Consider the following 16432-nt stretch of genomic DNA (forward strand, 5'->3'; position numbering starts at 1 on the left):
TGACTGACTTTGGCAATATTATCAATAAACTATAATTCGACGACGATTGGTATGCATCATCCTTTTATAGTGATTTTACCTGAAGACGCTACTTATTTTGATTCAAATGCACAACCGAAAGCGTTGAAAACGTTATTGCTTTTACACGGACTTTCAAGTGACGAAACGTCGTATATGCGTTATACGAGTATTGAACGGTATGCAAATGAGCATCAATTAGCAGTAATCATGCCGAATGCAGATCATAGTGGTTATAGTAATATGGTGTATGGTCATAAATATTATGATTATATACTTGAAGTATTGGATTATGCGCATCAAATATTACCACTCTCGACTAGCAAAGAGGACAATTTTATTGCGGGACATTCGATGGGTGGCTATGGCACAATCAAATATGCGCTGTTAGAAGGTCATCGTTTTGCGAAAGCTTGTCCTTTATCTGCTGCATTTAACGCACAAGGTTTGATTGATTATGATTGGTATGATTATTCTGGATTTGCAATTGCTGGTCCAAATGCACAAGTAGCAAATACAAACTTAGATCCGTATTATTTAGTGGATGAAGCGATTAAGAAACAAAAAGAAATTCCCGAATTGCTTATCATGTGTGGTACAGAAGATGATTTATACCGAGACAATCAGCAGTTTGTACAATATTTAAATAAACGCCAAATACCAAACATATTTGAAGATGGACCTGGTGAACATGATTACGCATATTGGGATAAAGCGATACAACGTGCAATCAAGTGGTTCATAGAAGGAATATAGAAAATCAAATTGGAATGATATGAGTCACAAAAAAGCATCCTCATAGGGGGATGCTTCAGACTGTCTACAAAGTCTCCGACTTTGTTGGCAGTTTTTTTATGCACGCTTTCCGCGGGCACTGCCTTAGCCTGTAGTCTTCGGCTAGTGCTATTCCCGCAGGAGTCGGCATAAATCACTGCCTAAATTATAATATATAAATTAAACACATTAATAGGGATTGATTCCTATCTACATATTAGTTCCAAAAAATCATTTGTTAATTATAGTCTATTTAGCATTATATTTAGATTTTATTTATGAACTTATCGAAGACAAATATTGTCATATTAATAGCAGTCCATCTAAAGTACCTGTTATTTTACTAAAATATTACTTATACAAAGACAATTAGGAATCAAAAATAAGAAAAAAATTAAAATAGACAAACCCTGCACATTTATTGCGCAATGTTTGTCTATGTCTTGAGGGAGTAGGACAGAAATCAAATTTTTCAATTCAGTCATCTACTGCCTAAACGAAAAAGAGTCTGAGACAACTATTATGTCCAGACTCTTTTTTACGTATATTAGAAAAGTTTAAACTAATTTACAGTATAATTAAATGATTTAAATTCTTCTTCTAATTTACCTAAATGTCTTAAGGTAGGTGTCAATGCTGCAAAGAAAAATCCTTCTTTCAACTTACGTGCTTGTGGTGCTTTAGGAGAGTATGCTCTTGAACCACCATTGACCATAGACGCCTGATTAACTTCTAATAGTAAATATCCAGCTTCTTTTTTAAGTCGAATAAGTTCGCCAAATTGATTATCCAAATCATTTTTTGCAACAAGGTTATAAAAGTCTTGCTTGATCTGTTTATAGCGTGATTCAAAATCTGAAATGTCGTATTCTAAATATTTATTGATGCCATTTTGTGCGTCAGAGAATTTATGAATTAAATCAAGTGAAGCACGAACGGAACCTAGGGCAATAGGAACTTGTAGTGTTACAAATTTTGGTCGAATATCTGAGGCAAATGATTTTGCGTCATGCGTGATGATTTGCGTGTCAGGAATCAGTACATCATCCATCGTTATCGCAAATGTTGCTGAACCATTGACACCTAAGAAATTCGACTTCTCATCAAGTATAATACCATCTTGATTGGCATGTACAATAAACATTACTAATTCATCATCAGTTTCAGACTTTGAAATGGCCCCAAAGTAGTGATCAGAACCGATATTGCTTACTGCTGGAAGTCTACCGTTTACGTAAAATTTTCCCTCTTGATAATGGTGAGATAAATTGAAAGACTCTAAATCATTAAATGATTTCATAGGATTTGATAAACCAGTTGCGCCTAATATATCACCATTTAATAATGATTGTTGTAAATCATGATTTAAATGCGCTTGGTCAGCATTTTCTAAGTATGTTGAGAATGCGAGTTGGCACCATAAGCAAAATCCTGTAGTTAGACAAGATTTGGATACTTCTTCAATAATTTCTAAATTATTTTTCAAATCATTTTCTTTAAAATAACCTTCTTTAAATAAAGTTTGAATAAATTGTTTAGGATAGTGTGTACCTTCATCTATTTCAATTAAATATGGATCTAATTCATTTTCGATAAGTGTTTGTAAACTCATAATAACGTCTCCTTTATTCTCCGAATCGTTTTAGAATTAATTTTTCTAAATAACTAATAAATCTATCTATAATGAAGCCGAACAAACCAATAAAAAATATTGCGGCTAATACATCTTCTAAGTTCAACATATTTCTTGCATCTACTATCAAAAAGCCTAATCCAGACTGGGCACCAATCATTTCACCAGAAACTAAAAATATCCAACTCGTACCTACAGCCATATGAATACCACCCATAATATGTTTGAAGGCACCAGGGAATAAGATATTTTTATATAATTGCCAACCTGTTAAGTTAAGATTTGAAGCGATTTTTAAATATTGAGGTTCAATATGTCTAATGCCTTTAATTGTGTTAAAAACAATCGGAAAGAAAGCAGCGATAAAAATAATTGCCATAGCTGGTAAGCTACCGATACCAAACCAAAGTACAACGAAAGGTGACCAAGCGATAGGTGATATAGGTCTAATTAATTGTAAAAGTGGTTCGATGGCATGGAATAGTGCATTTACACGACCTAATAAAAATCCGATAGGAACACCGATTAAAATGGCAAGAACAAATCCGACTATGAAACGAAATAAACTAATAAACAAATGAGAAAATATTTCCCCGGAAATGATGAACTGCCAAATGCTCTTAGCAACAAGTAAAGGACCAGGTAAGAGGATAGGTTGATAATTTCCTATCCAAATCACGCATTGCCATATAAATAAGAAAATGATGAAACTAATAATAGGTAAAGTGAATTTTTTAGTTAATGCATGTGTCAATGCGTACTAGCCCTCCTTGTATAATGTTGGATCAACAAAATCTTTATAGTCAGGTGTGTTAAATAATTTATGTTCTTTGACTAAATGAGTGATTTTATTATAGCCTTCTTTTTCAATTGTTAAATCTCCATAAGAAGTCCAATCTGCTGATTGTTTTAAAACTTTTTTATCTTGTTTAAAATGTTTACTCATGACTTCTACGCTTTGCTTTTTATTGTTCATTTTATAACCAGCTTTTTTATAATCAGTCATAAAAGCTTGTGCTGTATGATGGTGTTGATTGATTAAATCCTCTCTGAGCACAAGTGCACAGCAATATGCATCAGGTATCACATCGCTACCATGTTTTAGCGTATGTCCTTTGCCTAGTTTTTCTCCTAAGGCACCAAAAGGTTCAGCTACTGAGTATCCTGAAATACGATTTTCACTTAAAGCTGCGGGCATTTCTGCAGGTGCCATTTCATGATAACTAAAGGTATCAGAGTCTAAATGAAGTTGTTTTCGCATTTCTTCTAATAGTAGGTAATGTGTCGAATACCGATGTGGTATCGCAAAGCTATAATCTTCGTGATTATGGAAGTCTGAAATTGTTTCGTTATTTTGTCCCATAATGACATTACCTTCGTGATGGCCTAGAGCAACTGCTTTAATATTTGAACCTTTCTCTTTAGATTTCATCGCAAGTTCGATTAAGGTAGATGCACCATCGATTTTGCCACTATTTAAAGCGTCCATCAGGTCAGGCCAATTATTAAATCTTACTAGTTCTAAGTTGTAATTCGTGTTTTTGGTTTGTTGCTGTATTTGTTGGGTCATCATCAAGTTTGCTGAATGTGTAATAGGTAAATAACCAATTTTTATAGTTTCTTTTTTATCGGATTGTTTTTGACTATTACTTTGTGTACAAGCAGAAAGTAATACTAGGAATATTAGAGAAAGGATTAATAATTTTTTCAATATGCTGCCTCCTTATAAATAATATTCCGGTTCTGCCATATAATGATTTAAGGCAAACTTTTCCATGATAGTATTACGGATATTTAATAAATGGCTATCATTGCGATTACGAGGATGTGATTGCTTAATCTTATATTGATCGATAATTTCACAACCCTCTCCAAGTAAAATAATATTGTCAGAAAGATATAATGCTTCATCTATATCATGTGTGACAAGAATAATAGTAGCGTCAGTTTGATGCTTTAATTGAATCAATTGATCTTGTAGTTTATAACGGGTAAATGCATCTAAAGCACCAAGTGGTTCATCCATTAAAATAACTTTCGGTTGATGTACTTGTGCTCTACAAAGTGCAACACGTTGTTTCATCCCACCAGATAATGATTCAGGGAATGCTGAGCCTTTATTATTTAAATCGACACTTTTTAAATGATGGTTAATTTCTTCATTACTCATACGCTTATTTAAACCAATGCGTATATTGTCATAGATATTTTTCCATGGAAAAAGATTATGATGTTGGAATATCATCAAACAATCTGGAGATGGCGTTTGTTTAATTTGACCATTGATATTAACAGAACCAGATGAGGGTGTTAAGAAACCTCCAATAATATTTAATAAAGTTGATTTGCCACATCCACTTTTCCCAATAAAAGTAATGATTTCTCCTTTATCTATATTTAGTTCGAAATCGTTAATGACAGTATTCTCTCCAAATTGATGATGAACTCGATTAATATGAATCACGGTAGACACCTCAATTATTCTTATCGTTTTAATAAGAATTGCGTTTACACTAAAGGGCTATGCAAGTACATAGCCCGTGAAGTGGTTGTTTATGAATTTACTTTTTAGAAAATCTAGTGATTAATCACTTTGTAAAAAGGCAGTAGATGACTGGATTGAATTGCGCTTATATTAAGCTTATTCAACCCTAGTCATCCTTGCCGGGGTGGGACTACGAAATCTTTATTAAAACAAATGATTTCTGTCCCTCTCCCTAAGAACTACTAATCTCAATTCTATTGAGAAAGTAGTTCTTTATATTTTTTCGATGTCATCGATTGGTGTATCTACAGCTTTACGAGCACGGCGTACAGCGTCTTCATCTGGCGCATCGTACATACAAATACATTTTGTCATGTCTTCACAAACATACGTACGTTGGAATTGTACTTCCGGTACTTTTTCGTAGTGAACTGAATTTTTCTTCTTACGTGCTAAATATTGATCCATTGTAATACCTTCTGGGATATTCCAAGTTACAAGGTAGTCAATTTTAGGATCGCCTTTTTTAACTTCATCCAGTTCTTTACCAACTAGACGCACTTCTTTAACTAAATTTATATTAATTGAAGCATCTTCTAGAAATTGTTTTGCTTCAGTATCATTATTTGCTTCTACAATAAAGTAACCATGTGTTAAGTCTTCAGTAGCTTGAACTTCAATTAAAGTAGGTACATCACCAGTTGTTAATTGAGCAGCTTTATCTTCTAATTCTTTTTTATTTGAGGCAAAAGCCAAATCGTTTGCTTCTAGTAAAAATAATGTCATAAATCTTAACCTCCAAATATTAATAGTAGGTGTATAATACAATAAATCTTATCAGATTACAAGGATATGAAAATAAGTAATTTAAATTTTCTGATAAATTATAAAAATAGTATATAGTTAGCGGTTAAATTGTAATGGGTGCAGTAAGGTAAGAAAATATACGTGTATAGATTTAAGTTTTTAAAAAATAAACCCGCACACGTCATTTAACTTTATACGTGTGCGGGTTATTAAATTATAATAGTAATGTTGCTAATATTGGAGCTACGATTACAACAATCACACCAACAATAACTAGAGAAATAGACGCCATAGATGCTTCAGTTTCACCAAATTCTTGTGCAGAAGAAACACCTAACGAATGGCCACTTGTACCAAGTGCTAAACCACGTGCAATAGGATTTGTTATATTAAATAACTTAATTAATTTAGATCCTAAAGCATATATAATCACACCATTTAAAATAACTGCTAGTGATGTCAACTCTTTGATGCCGCCGATATCTGCAGATACGGGTAATGCAATGGCAGTTGTCGCACCTTGAGGTAACATAGATGCTATGATGCCATTAGAAAATTGGAATGCTTCGGCGATAAGATAGATACAAACAAGTGCAGCAGTTGTACCTAATGTGATGCCGCCTAGGATTTGTTTCCAATATTTTTTCAAGACATCGCGACGTTTATATAAAGGTATAGCGAAACATATTGTTGCTGGTTCTAAGAAGAAATTAATGATATCGCCACCGATTTTATAATTTGCGTAATCAATACCAGTTAATTTTAAAAAGGCAATGCCGACGACCATGCTGACAAACAATGGTGTGAACAAGAAAAAGCCATTTGTCTTTTTAAATAAAAAAGTTGCGATGATAAAAGGTATAAGTGATAGTAGAATACCAAAATAAGGTGTATTAATCGCTAAATGTTCAATCATAATTTATCCTCCGCCAATTTTTTTGTTTTGAATTTTTCGGAATAAAGGATTTTGTAATAAGCAACTGAGATAAAAATCCTGTACATAACAACAAGAGCAATGTTGAAATGATAATTAATAATATAATTAGGATTGGACTTGTGCTTAATATGCCTAATGAATTAATGACTGAAACACCTGCTGGTACGAATAAGAAACCAATGTTATTCGTTAATGTGGTTCCAACAGTTTCTACTTGGCCAAGTTTTACAATACCAGTACATAAAGCAATAAATAATAGGACAAGTCCTATTACTGAAGCTGGCATTGGCACCGGCATGAAACTTTCGATGATGTTTGAAATAAACATAATAATCGCTATAACAAGCGCTTGATGGAAAAAATTATATGTTTTAGAGATTTTATTGTGCGTTTTGCGTTGTTCTTTTTCTACTCCCATTTAAAATTGCCTCCCAAAATGATCTTGAGTTAATTATAAAATGAAAGCGATTACGATGGAGCGTTTTTGATGTGACTTACGACACGTTAGAGCTGAAATGCATAAATTGAAATGTGACTATCAATTAAGCCCCATCATTTGTTTGAAAGTTTTCATATAGGAGCGGCTAACCTGAAACCTTAATTGATTTGTCATGGTAAGTTGATACGTATAATTGAACCAATGTTCAATGGTTTGAATATGGGATTTATTAATTAATGTTGCACGATGGATACGCATGAAATTTTGCGTTTCAATTTTCTTTTCATAATGACTCAAAGGCTCTGAAGTTTCGAAATCGTCGAGTGTTGTATTGATTGTAGTAATACCATTGTTGACCGAAACTGCAATAATATCATCTAAGTTAATAATATGAATGCGTTCATTTACCTCAATAGGGAGCACTTTACTTGTTTTTGTTTTTTCGTTGTTTTGAGTATCCATAGAAGCTGTTGTATAACTATCACTATGATGTTCGGTAGTTTGCCCCAAAGCTTGTTCTACTTTGTGAACTGCTTGTGCAATACGTTGTTGCTCAAAAGGTTTAAGGATATAATCGATGGCATCCAATTCAAAAGCCTTTACAGCAAAAGTATCATGCGCTGTGGCAAAGATGATAAAAGGCGCATGTTTCATTTTCTTTATTTTGTTGGCAAGATCAAGACCACTTTCGTCCATTAAATTAATATCAAGAAAAATAACATCATAATCATCATAAAGTAATAGTTCTAATGTCTCAGAAACATTTTCTGCTTTATCAATTTTTTCAAAATGGTTTATTTGATTTAGCAAATAGTGAAGTTCATTACGTGCTAAGGGTTCGTCATCTACAATGATTGCTCTCAATTTTTTCCTCCTCTAAATTATGGTACGGAATCGTACAACTCACTTGTGTGCCTTGGTGATCGGAATGAATTTGAAGACTTGCTTCATAACCAAACAATCCATCTAATCTGCGATTTAAATTTTCTAACGCGCTGCCTGTACCAGATTCTGAATGGACACTGGTTTTACCAATTTTATCAAGTTTTTCATAAGGGATACCATGACCATTATCGGATACGGAAATGACTAAACCTGTTTGAGCTTTGTGTGCTTTTACGATAATTTCGTTATTGTATTTCCTATTTTTAAAAGCATGCTTAATGGCATTCTCAACAAGTATCTGTATAGCAAAAGGCGGTACAAGTGCGCCGTAACAAGTACGATCTATGTCAAACGACACATTGAAGCGGTCCGGATATCTAGCTTGTTCTAGAGATAAATAGGATTCTACTTGTTGTAATTCTTTTTCTAAAGAAATCGTGTTATTACGCGCACCTTGTAAATTAGATCTGAAAAATTGACTGAGTTGTAAAAGTAATTCACGTGCTTTTTCACTATCAATACGTATTAATGCAGAAATGGTATTAATTGCATTAAAGAAAAAATGTGGATTAACTTGTGCTTGAAGTGATTTAATTTCAGCATCACGTATTAAGGCACTTTGTGTTTCAGCTTGACCTAATTCAAGTTGACTGGAAAATATTTCAGCAAGTCCAGTTGCTAATTGTTTATCTGAATAGTTAACATCATATTTATTTGTAAAATATAATTTTAATGTCCCGACAACATCATTCTTGACGCGTAGAGGTACTACGATTGCTGCTTCTAAAGGGCATCCTGGGTGGTTACAACCGATTTCTTCACTAGAATATGCTTCTTTTAAAGTGCCAGATTGAATGGCTCGTTTAGATAAATTAGTAATAATTGCTTTTTGGGCAACATGATGGTCGCTCGCTACGCCAACATGAGTCAAAATATCTTTACGGTTGGTAATTGCTACCGCAGATACGCGCATTAAATTAAGTATAATCTCTGCTGCTTTTTTCGCTGATTGCTCATTCAAACCAGAGCGGAAATAAGGCAATGTCTGGTTAGCAAGCTGTAACACATCATGTGTTTGTATCGCACGCGTTTCTTCCTCTTGTTTAATAGTAGATAAAATAATAGATAAAAATATTGCTGTACCGATGGAATTAATCGAAATCATAGGGATAGCGATGAGTTTTACTAATGTCCACGCATGTTCAGTATTATCAGAAAATAAAAGAATACAAAGCATTTGAATTATTTCTGTTGTACCACCAATGCACGCACCTTTGACTATCGTAGGATAACGGTTAGCACGCATCGCTTTATAGCCAAAATAGCCAGAAATTAAAGCGATGAAAATAGATGAAATCAAGTAAATATATGCATCAGCACCACCAATGTAAACACGATACATACCTGAAATGACGGCAACTGCTAATGCTACAAATGGACCACCGATAAGTCCTGATACGCCAATAGTCAAAACACGTGTATTTGCTAAAGAAGCATCAGGGTCTAGATGGTTATAAACAGTTCCATTAATTATTTCATCGCCTCGGATTTGTATACCAGTGAAGTTTGAAATCATAGAGAAGCAACCAAAAATAATAATTAATTGCCATTGTGAACGTCGTTTCTCGCGCTCATTCATCATTGTTTTAAAATGGTTGATGTTCATTAGTATATAGGCAATAAGTATGATTAAGCCCACACGTTCAAGAAGTAGTATAAATAAATTTAACATAATGCACCCTTATCATAGTTTGTCTTAATATAGTATACAGAAATTTTTTAGCTATATGTTATTGCAGAAAAGTAATTATCATTTTAAGCGATAAAATTTTAGTATAATTCGATGAATTTTAAAGAGAATATTACTCTTTGAGTTTACAAATATACATTTAACGCTGTTTTTTAGCAATATCTATAGCTAAGTGTTATTTTGTTAATATTGGGTTTTTAAATATTTTGTGAAAACGAAAGAAATTATATAATAAATAATTGTCTGATGTTTTCACAAATAAATAAAGCTTAATTTCATTTTAAAAGATTCATTTTGAAATAGATATAGACTTTTTTAGAATATGTTTAATTTGAGTTTAAAAACGTGTATATCTTTTTTGAAGTGATGCAATGCTTTTTGGGGGATATAGGAGGAAAAAAGAATATGGAGTCATCACAATCATTTGAAGGAGATAATAGGCTTCTTGTAGGTATATTTTTAGGAGTTATTACATTCTGGTTATTTGCACAATCTCTTGTAAATATCGTACCAGATCTTCAGTCATCGTTTGATACAAATTATGGCACAATTAACGTGGCAGTAAGTATCACAGCATTATTGTGTGGGCTGTTTGTTGTCGGTGCTGGTGGGCTAGCTGACCGATATGGTAGAGTTAAAATGACATATATAGGATTGATTTTAAGTATTGTCGGTTCATTACTGATTATTATTCCTGGATTTATACCATTGTTAGTAGTTGGTAGAGCCATACAAGGCTTATCTGCTGCGTGTATTATGCCATCAACGTTAGCAATCATTAACGAGTATTACATAGGAAGCCGACGTCAACGCGCCCTGAGCTATTGGTCTATTGGTTCATGGGGCGGTACAGGTATTTGTTCATTATTCGGTGGCATGGTGTCTACCTTTGTAGGTTGGAGATCAATTTTTATTATCTCTATTATTGTGGCACTCGCAGCGATGTATTTAATGAAGCATGCGCCAGAAACAAAGGCGGTTCAAACAAAAGAAACGAAACGCGCCAAATTTGATACGATTGGACTTATTATTTTAATTATTGCAATGTTGAGTGTCAATTTGATTATTACACAAGCTTCAAATTATGGTTTATTTTCACCACTCATTTTGTCATTGATGTTCATTTTTATTGTTGCAGTTATTGGATTCTTATTTTATGAAACAAGAATACACAATCCGCTGATTGATTTTAGGATATTTAAAAATAAAGGTTACACGGGTGCAACAGTATCGAACTTTTTATTAAATGCCGTTGCCGGTACTTTAATTGTAGCGAATACTTATTTTCAATCAGGCCTTCATTTTACATCATTCCAATCTGGCGCAATGACGATTACTTATCTTGTGGCTGTACTTGTAATGATTAGAGTCGGAGAAAAAATACTTCAACACATTGGACCTAAACGTCCAATGTTAATCGGTGCAGGGTTAAATGCTGTTGGTATTATTTTAATTTCACTCACATTCCTACCTACACCGATGTATATCGTTATGTGTATACTTGGTTACTTAATTTATGGTATCGGATTAGGTATGTATGCAACGCCATCTACAGACACTGCTGTTACGACAGCGCCTGATGACAAAGTAGGTGTCGCTTCTGGTGTCTATAAAATGGCGTCCTCTTTAGGTAATTCGTTTGGTGTTGCGTTGTCAGGAACAATATTTACGGTTATGACAACCACTGCGAATATACATGTAGGTGCCATGTATGGTTTGTTATTTAATGCAGCATTAGCTATTATTGCATTTTTAGCTGTTCTATTACTCGTGCCTAAACATCAATTTAATAATTAAAATAGAATGCAAACTGTGATATGAATTGATCCTGGAAGCTTATCTTTCATAGAACGTCATTGTTATTAGAGCGGGACAGAGAAATCATTTCTAGAAGATTTGATTGCTGTTCCGCTCTATTTTTATTATCAAGAAAATTTAAGAATTAATAGTTAAATAAGTGTATTGAAAAATTTTAATACTAAATGCATTGATTATGAAATTCAAAACGGTTTATAATCTAGTAAGCGCTTACATATGGGGGTGATCAATTGACTAAATTATTATGGCAAACATATGAAGACAGATTGATTTTATTAAAACGTTTAGTAAATCATCAAACTGTGACGAATACGGAAGGTGAATTAACATTTCCGAGTTTTATAAAGCAATTATTATTACAGATTCCTTATTTTGAAAAAAATCAGTCACAAATTTTACTTGAGACTACAGAAGATAATAAAGAGGCCGTTGTAGCCTTTTATAAGGCGCCCACGACAACTAAAACGATTGTGTTAATTAGTCATTTCGATACAGTAGATGTAGATGATTATGGCTCATTTCGTGAAGATGCGTTTGACCCAGATAAACTAAAATATGATTTCACACAATACAGCAGTTATTTAAGTACAGATGCTATTGAAGATTTAAAAAATGACACCTACCTCTTTGGTCGGGGCGTGATGGATATGAAGGCTGGGTTAATGTTGCATTTATCATTAATCGAATTAGCAAGTATAGAAGTATGGGATATCAATTTGATATTAGTAACTGTGCCAGATGAAGAAGTAAATTCATCAGGTATGAGAAAAGCAGTGGAAACGATAGCTTCAATAAAACAAACATTTCAATTAGACATTCAACTACATTTGAATAGTGAGCCAACGTTTCAACAAGCAAGTGCAGATGAACAACATTATATCTATTCTGGCTCTATAGGTAAAATTATGCCTGGGGTATTGTGCTACGGAAAAGAAACACATGTAGGTAACCCATTAGATGGTCTGAGTTCTAATTTTATGATGAGTTATATGAATCAAGCAATTGAGTATAACCATTTATTTAAAGAAGAATTTGAAAATGAAACGACACCATTGCCTGTTTCGCTTATGACGAAAGACATTAAACAAACGTATGATGTTCAAACGCCATTTAGGACAATGGGGTTATATAACATGTTTCTATTTAAGCAAAAGCCAGCGGATTTATATAGACAATTTATAGATACGGTCATTCGTGCGACAGAGCGTTGTGAAAGTGATTGGTTAAAAATATTAGAGAACGAAGACATTGAATTTGAAACAAAAATCAACGTCCTCACCTTTGATCAGTTAAAACAATATGCGATTAAACATTATGGCGAATCACGCATCGATAAAGAAATACAACAGGTTATCAAAGAAACGCCGGGGCTTCATATGCAGAGCATTCGTGTGACAGACCGCTTAATGCAAATTTGTCGCAATATCGCACCTGCAGTTGTGACATTTTTTGCGACACCATATTATCCTGCTGTAAATGTTTCATACGATCAAAAAATTGAGGAAACCATCGCATTAGTTAAAGAGACATTTGAAGAAAAATTTCAATGTCAGAGTAAACGTATACATTATTTTAACGGTATCAGTGATAGTAGTTATTTAAATTTTGCTGGAGATATGTCTCAAATGATAACTTACGAAAAGAACACACCGAATTTTAATGCAACGTATACGATTCCATTTGAGGCGATTAAAGAAATTAGTGCGCCGACATTACTTTGTGGTCCTATTGGCAAAGATGCGCATAAAGTGAGTGAACGATTGCATAAAAAAAGTGCTTTTGAAGAATTACCATTTGTGTTAGAGAAACTCATAAAATCATATATTTAATTTCCGATTATCATCTATGGGTTGAGTGTGATGTGGGTATTACGATATATTAAGATTATATACAAATGAGGAACCATATAATTAAATTAGAGAGGTAATGCTATGATAGAGGCGTATAAAGATTATTGGAAAAGATATATAGATTTTAAAGGTAAATCGAATCGTTTAGAATTTTGGACGCCAGTATTGGTACATATTATCAGTATTTTTATCATTGCGTTGATTGGTGCGTTTAGTTTTATTGTCGGTATATTCATTGTAGCAGCAGTATTGTCAGCTTTAATAGGGTTGTTTGGATTAGCTAACATTGTCCCGATGGCTGCAGTGACCTTGCGAAGATTTTATGATGCTGGTCGAAAACGGACAACAGCGATCATATTAATTATTCTATCTGTGGTAGTTAATATTGTCTTTGATATTATCCAAGTTGACAGTATAGCAGTCTTCTTAAACATTGTTTCAATAATTTGTACTATTATATTAGTGATAGAAACACTACTACCTTCGAAAAATGTAGAAGATGCACAATTAAAATGGTTATAAAATATAAAGCATGGAGATGGAAATCATTATGATGAAATGTGATTCCTATCTCCATGTTTTTTTATTAATAAAAATTTGTGAAAAGCACGTTTTTTCATTTAAAAAATCTGAAAATTCATTGTTTTTAGACAGAAGAAAACTATAATATAACTGAAGGAGGGATTTTATGGAATGGCTAAAATTAATAGGTATTATAATTATCATTTTAGGGTTTTTACTTAAAATAGATACCATTGCAGTTATTTTAATTGCAGCTGTCGTGACAGGACTTGTTTCAGGTTTAGATTTATATGCCATATTAGATACATTAGGAAAAGCGTTTGTAGATAATCGTTTAGTTACATTATTTATATTGACGTTGCCGATGGTCGGACTTATTGAAAGATTTGGATTGAAGAAACAAGCCTCTAATATGATTGGCAAGGTTAAGCAAGTGACGAGTGGTCGATTACTGACGATTTATTTAATTATTAGGGAACTTGCTGGAGTAGCATCAATTCGTATAGGTGGTCATCCACAGTTCGTACGTCCATTGATAAATCCGATGGTATAGGGCGCACTAAGGACGCGTTATAATTTAAATGAAAAAGAAATTGATGCCAAAGATATTGAGAAAATAAAAGCTCAGACATCGGCAATGGAAAACTATGGTAATTTCTTTGGTCAAAATTTATTTGTTGGTGCAGCTGGTATATTATTGATGGTTGGTACTTTTCAATCCTTAGGTATTAAAGTGGACGCAGTTCAACTTGTATTAGCGTCTGTACCGATATCCATTATCGTATTTTTAATTGTATGGATAAATAATATACGGTTTGATAAATATTTATATAAGAAATATGGTACAAAGCGGGTGAATAAGGATGAGTGAAAGTATTTTAAATCATATTTTAGAAATTTTTTACATATTAATAGGTCTCCAATTACTTTATACTGCGTTTCGAATACTTAAATCTTCTAAGCATCATAAAAAGTATGGTACGGCATTATTTTGGATTTTATTAGCAATTACATTTATCGCTGGACCTTATATACCTAATGTCTTTAATGGCATATTCATATTAATGATGGGCGGATTGACTTTATTTAAACAAGTTACCATTAAAAATATTGTTCATGTTACAGAAAAAGAAGGAGATATGGGTGCACAAAAATATGGTAATAAATTATTTATACCAGCACTTATATTAGCGATTGCTGCTATTGCTGTCTCAAACTGGACGCCATTGGGTGGCGCAATTGGTTTGGGCATTTCCTCTATATTGGGACTAATTGCAGCATATATGGTGATTAAACCTAAAGTGAAATATATTTTCTATGATAGCGATCGATTAACACAACAAATTGGCACGGTGGGCATACTACCACAATTTCTTGCAGCTTTAGGTGTGCTGTTTACGGTTAGTGGTGTGGGAGATGTGATATCTAAAGGCATTTCGACAATACTACCAGAAGGTAATCATTTAATTGGTGCAACAGCCTATGTCTTAGGCATGGTGTTATTTACCATGCTTATGGGGAACGCATTTGCAGCATTTACTGTGATAACTGCAAGTATTGGTATACCATTTGTTATTGCACAAGGTGGTGATCCAGTTATTGCAGGCGCATTAGCAATGACAGGAGGATTTTGTGGCACATTATTAACGCCAATGGCAGCTAATTTTAATACGTTACCCGTAGCTTTGCTAGAAATGAAAGAAGAGTTTGGTGTGATTAAAGCGCAAGCACCCATTGCAATAATAATGATTATAGTACATATCGCTTTAATGTATGTATGGGCGTTTTAGAAAAAATAAGGTTAAGAAGGGAACATTTATATGAGAATTTTAATAACTGGTTTCGATCCATTTGGTGGAGAACGCGTTAACCCAGCATTAGAAGCTGTGAAATTATTACCTGATGAAATTGGCGCACATAAGATAGATAAGTTAGAAATACCTACTGTTTTTCACAAAAGTAAAGATGTCATTCTATCTCAAATGAAGCGTTATGAATATGATATCGTTTTGGCTATAGGACAAGCTGGTGGGAGATATGAATTAACACCTGAGCGTGTTGGGATTAATGTGGATGATGCACGCATTGCCGATAATGAAGGTAATCAACCGATTGATGAAGTGATACAAGTTGATGGAAATGCAGCATATTTTTCTAATTTGCCAGTCAAACGAATAACAGAAGCGATTAAAGCACAGGGTATTCCATCAAGGTTATCTAATACTGCTGGCACTTTTGTTTGTAATCATATTTTATATCAGCTAGGTTATTTACAAGCAACAGCGTTTCCAAAAATAAAATTTGGCTTTATTCATGTACCATTTGTTCCTGAACAAGTTACTGATAAACCAGAAAAACCGTCTATGTCATTAGAAACGATTCGAATTGGTTTATATGCTGCTTTAGAAGCAATTGTTGAATCAGGAGAAGATATAAAAGTCGCTTTAGGTGAAACACACTAAATAAAATAAACAAATAATGAGACCGAGACATGTATAGATGCCCCGGTCTCAT

At 33.5% G+C, this 16432-nt stretch carries 15 protein-coding genes and 1 pseudogene; 7 read left to right on the top strand and 9 right to left on the bottom strand.

Annotated elements, in window-relative coordinates:
• The first annotated feature begins 9 nt into the window (after positions 1 to 9).
• Positions 10 to 774, top strand: coding sequence for an alpha/beta hydrolase (locus tag ACM6UH_RS03240; protein WP_011302418.1), 765 nt, complete (start codon positions 10 to 12; stop codon positions 772 to 774).
• A 580-nt stretch (positions 775 to 1354) separates the two neighbouring features.
• Here ACM6UH_RS03240 and ACM6UH_RS03245 read toward each other — a convergent pair.
• From ACM6UH_RS03245 to ACM6UH_RS03285, 9 genes are all read right to left on the bottom strand, one after another.
• Positions 1355 to 2404 carry an acyl-CoA/acyl-ACP dehydrogenase gene (locus ACM6UH_RS03245; protein WP_011302419.1) on the bottom strand — a complete coding sequence of 350 codons (1050 nt, stop codon included), beginning with the start codon at positions 2402 to 2404 and terminating at the stop codon, positions 1355 to 1357.
• Between the two features lie 13 nt (positions 2405 to 2417).
• Complete coding sequence (locus tag ACM6UH_RS03250) at positions 2418 to 3179, bottom strand: ABC transporter permease (RefSeq protein ID WP_002482415.1); 762 nt, start codon at positions 3177 to 3179, stop codon at positions 2418 to 2420.
• Between the two features lie 6 nt (positions 3180 to 3185).
• Complete coding sequence (locus ACM6UH_RS03255; protein WP_069804922.1) at positions 3186 to 4136, bottom strand: ABC transporter substrate-binding protein; 951 nt, start codon at positions 4134 to 4136, stop codon at positions 3186 to 3188.
• A 12-nt stretch (positions 4137 to 4148) separates the two neighbouring features.
• Positions 4149 to 4889 carry an ABC transporter ATP-binding protein gene (locus tag ACM6UH_RS03260; RefSeq protein WP_002482417.1) on the bottom strand — a complete coding sequence of 247 codons (741 nt, stop codon included), beginning with the start codon at positions 4887 to 4889 and terminating at the stop codon, positions 4149 to 4151.
• A 294-nt stretch (positions 4890 to 5183) separates the two neighbouring features.
• A complete protein-coding gene (locus tag ACM6UH_RS03265; protein WP_069803685.1) occupies positions 5184 to 5696 on the bottom strand; it encodes a DUF4242 domain-containing protein in 513 nt (170 codons plus the stop codon).
• A gap of 235 nt (positions 5697 to 5931) precedes the next feature.
• Positions 5932 to 6633, bottom strand: coding sequence for an antiholin-like protein LrgB (gene lrgB, locus ACM6UH_RS03270; protein WP_002482419.1), 702 nt, complete (start codon positions 6631 to 6633; stop codon positions 5932 to 5934).
• Complete coding sequence (lrgA, locus tag ACM6UH_RS03275; protein ID WP_011302421.1) at positions 6626 to 7072, bottom strand: antiholin-like murein hydrolase modulator LrgA; 447 nt, start codon at positions 7070 to 7072, stop codon at positions 6626 to 6628. The genes lrgB and lrgA overlap by 8 nt, the downstream gene beginning before the upstream one ends.
• A 120-nt stretch (positions 7073 to 7192) precedes the next feature.
• Entirely contained in the window at positions 7193 to 7957 is a 765-nt protein-coding gene (locus ACM6UH_RS03280) for a response regulator transcription factor LytR (protein WP_011302422.1), read from the bottom strand.
• A complete protein-coding gene (locus tag ACM6UH_RS03285; protein ID WP_011302423.1) occupies positions 7935 to 9710 on the bottom strand; it encodes a sensor histidine kinase in 1776 nt (591 codons plus the stop codon). The genes ACM6UH_RS03280 and ACM6UH_RS03285 overlap by 23 nt, the downstream gene beginning before the upstream one ends.
• A gap of 423 nt (positions 9711 to 10133) precedes the next feature.
• Between ACM6UH_RS03285 and ACM6UH_RS03290 the strand changes: the two genes are divergently transcribed.
• The 6 genes and pseudogenes from ACM6UH_RS03290 (at position 10134) to pcp (ending at position 16380) form a co-directional block, all read left to right on the top strand.
• Positions 10134 to 11525 carry an MFS transporter gene (locus ACM6UH_RS03290; RefSeq protein ID WP_011302424.1) on the top strand — a complete coding sequence of 464 codons (1392 nt, stop codon included), beginning with the start codon at positions 10134 to 10136 and terminating at the stop codon, positions 11523 to 11525.
• A 251-nt stretch (positions 11526 to 11776) separates the two neighbouring features.
• Positions 11777 to 13375: a M20/M25/M40 family metallo-hydrolase gene (locus ACM6UH_RS03295; RefSeq protein ID WP_011302425.1), complete on the top strand. Its 1599-nt coding sequence runs from the start codon at positions 11777 to 11779 to the stop codon at positions 13373 to 13375.
• Positions 13376 to 13477: 102 nt separating this feature from the next.
• Positions 13478 to 13918 carry a DUF805 domain-containing protein gene (locus tag ACM6UH_RS03300; protein WP_011302426.1) on the top strand — a complete coding sequence of 147 codons (441 nt, stop codon included), beginning with the start codon at positions 13478 to 13480 and terminating at the stop codon, positions 13916 to 13918.
• 166 nt (positions 13919 to 14084) lie between these two features.
• Positions 14085 to 14789: pseudogene (locus ACM6UH_RS03305) on the top strand (DUF969 domain-containing protein).
• Entirely contained in the window at positions 14782 to 15708 is a 927-nt protein-coding gene (locus ACM6UH_RS03310) for a DUF979 domain-containing protein (RefSeq protein ID WP_011302429.1), read from the top strand. Before ACM6UH_RS03305 ends, ACM6UH_RS03310 begins: the two are co-directional and overlap by 8 nt.
• Before the next feature lie 30 nt (positions 15709 to 15738).
• Positions 15739 to 16380 (top strand): pyroglutamyl-peptidase I, encoded by a 642-nt coding sequence (gene pcp / locus ACM6UH_RS03315; protein WP_002482427.1) that lies wholly within the window; start codon positions 15739 to 15741, stop codon positions 16378 to 16380.
• Positions 16381 to 16432 lie beyond the last annotated feature (52 nt).

The organism is Staphylococcus sp. LKG4-2, from assembly GCF_050955665.1.
Classification (GTDB): Bacteria; Bacillota; Bacilli; order Staphylococcales; family Staphylococcaceae; genus Staphylococcus; species Staphylococcus saprophyticus.

Bases quoted from the DNA above. Each gene is read 5' to 3' on its own strand.
- ACM6UH_RS03310 (WP_011302429.1), top strand. From the start codon at position 14,782: ATGAGTGAAAGTATTTTAAATCATATTTTAGAAATTTTTTACATATTA.
- lrgB (WP_002482419.1), bottom strand. From the start codon at position 6,633: ATGATTGAACATTTAGCGATTAATACACCTTATTTTGGTATTCTACTA.
- ACM6UH_RS03285 (WP_011302423.1), bottom strand. From the start codon at position 9,710: ATGTTAAATTTATTTATACTACTTCTTGAACGTGTGGGCTTAATCATA.
- ACM6UH_RS03290 (WP_011302424.1), top strand. From the start codon at position 10,134: ATGGAGTCATCACAATCATTTGAAGGAGATAATAGGCTTCTTGTAGGT.
- lrgA (WP_011302421.1), bottom strand. From the start codon at position 7,072: ATGGGAGTAGAAAAAGAACAACGCAAAACGCACAATAAAATCTCTAAA.
- ACM6UH_RS03300 (WP_011302426.1), top strand. From the start codon at position 13,478: ATGATAGAGGCGTATAAAGATTATTGGAAAAGATATATAGATTTTAAA.
- ACM6UH_RS03245 (WP_011302419.1), bottom strand. From the start codon at position 2,404: ATGAGTTTACAAACACTTATCGAAAATGAATTAGATCCATATTTAATT.
- pcp (WP_002482427.1), top strand. From the start codon at position 15,739: ATGAGAATTTTAATAACTGGTTTCGATCCATTTGGTGGAGAACGCGTT.
- ACM6UH_RS03265 (WP_069803685.1), bottom strand. From the start codon at position 5,696: ATGACATTATTTTTACTAGAAGCAAACGATTTGGCTTTTGCCTCAAAT.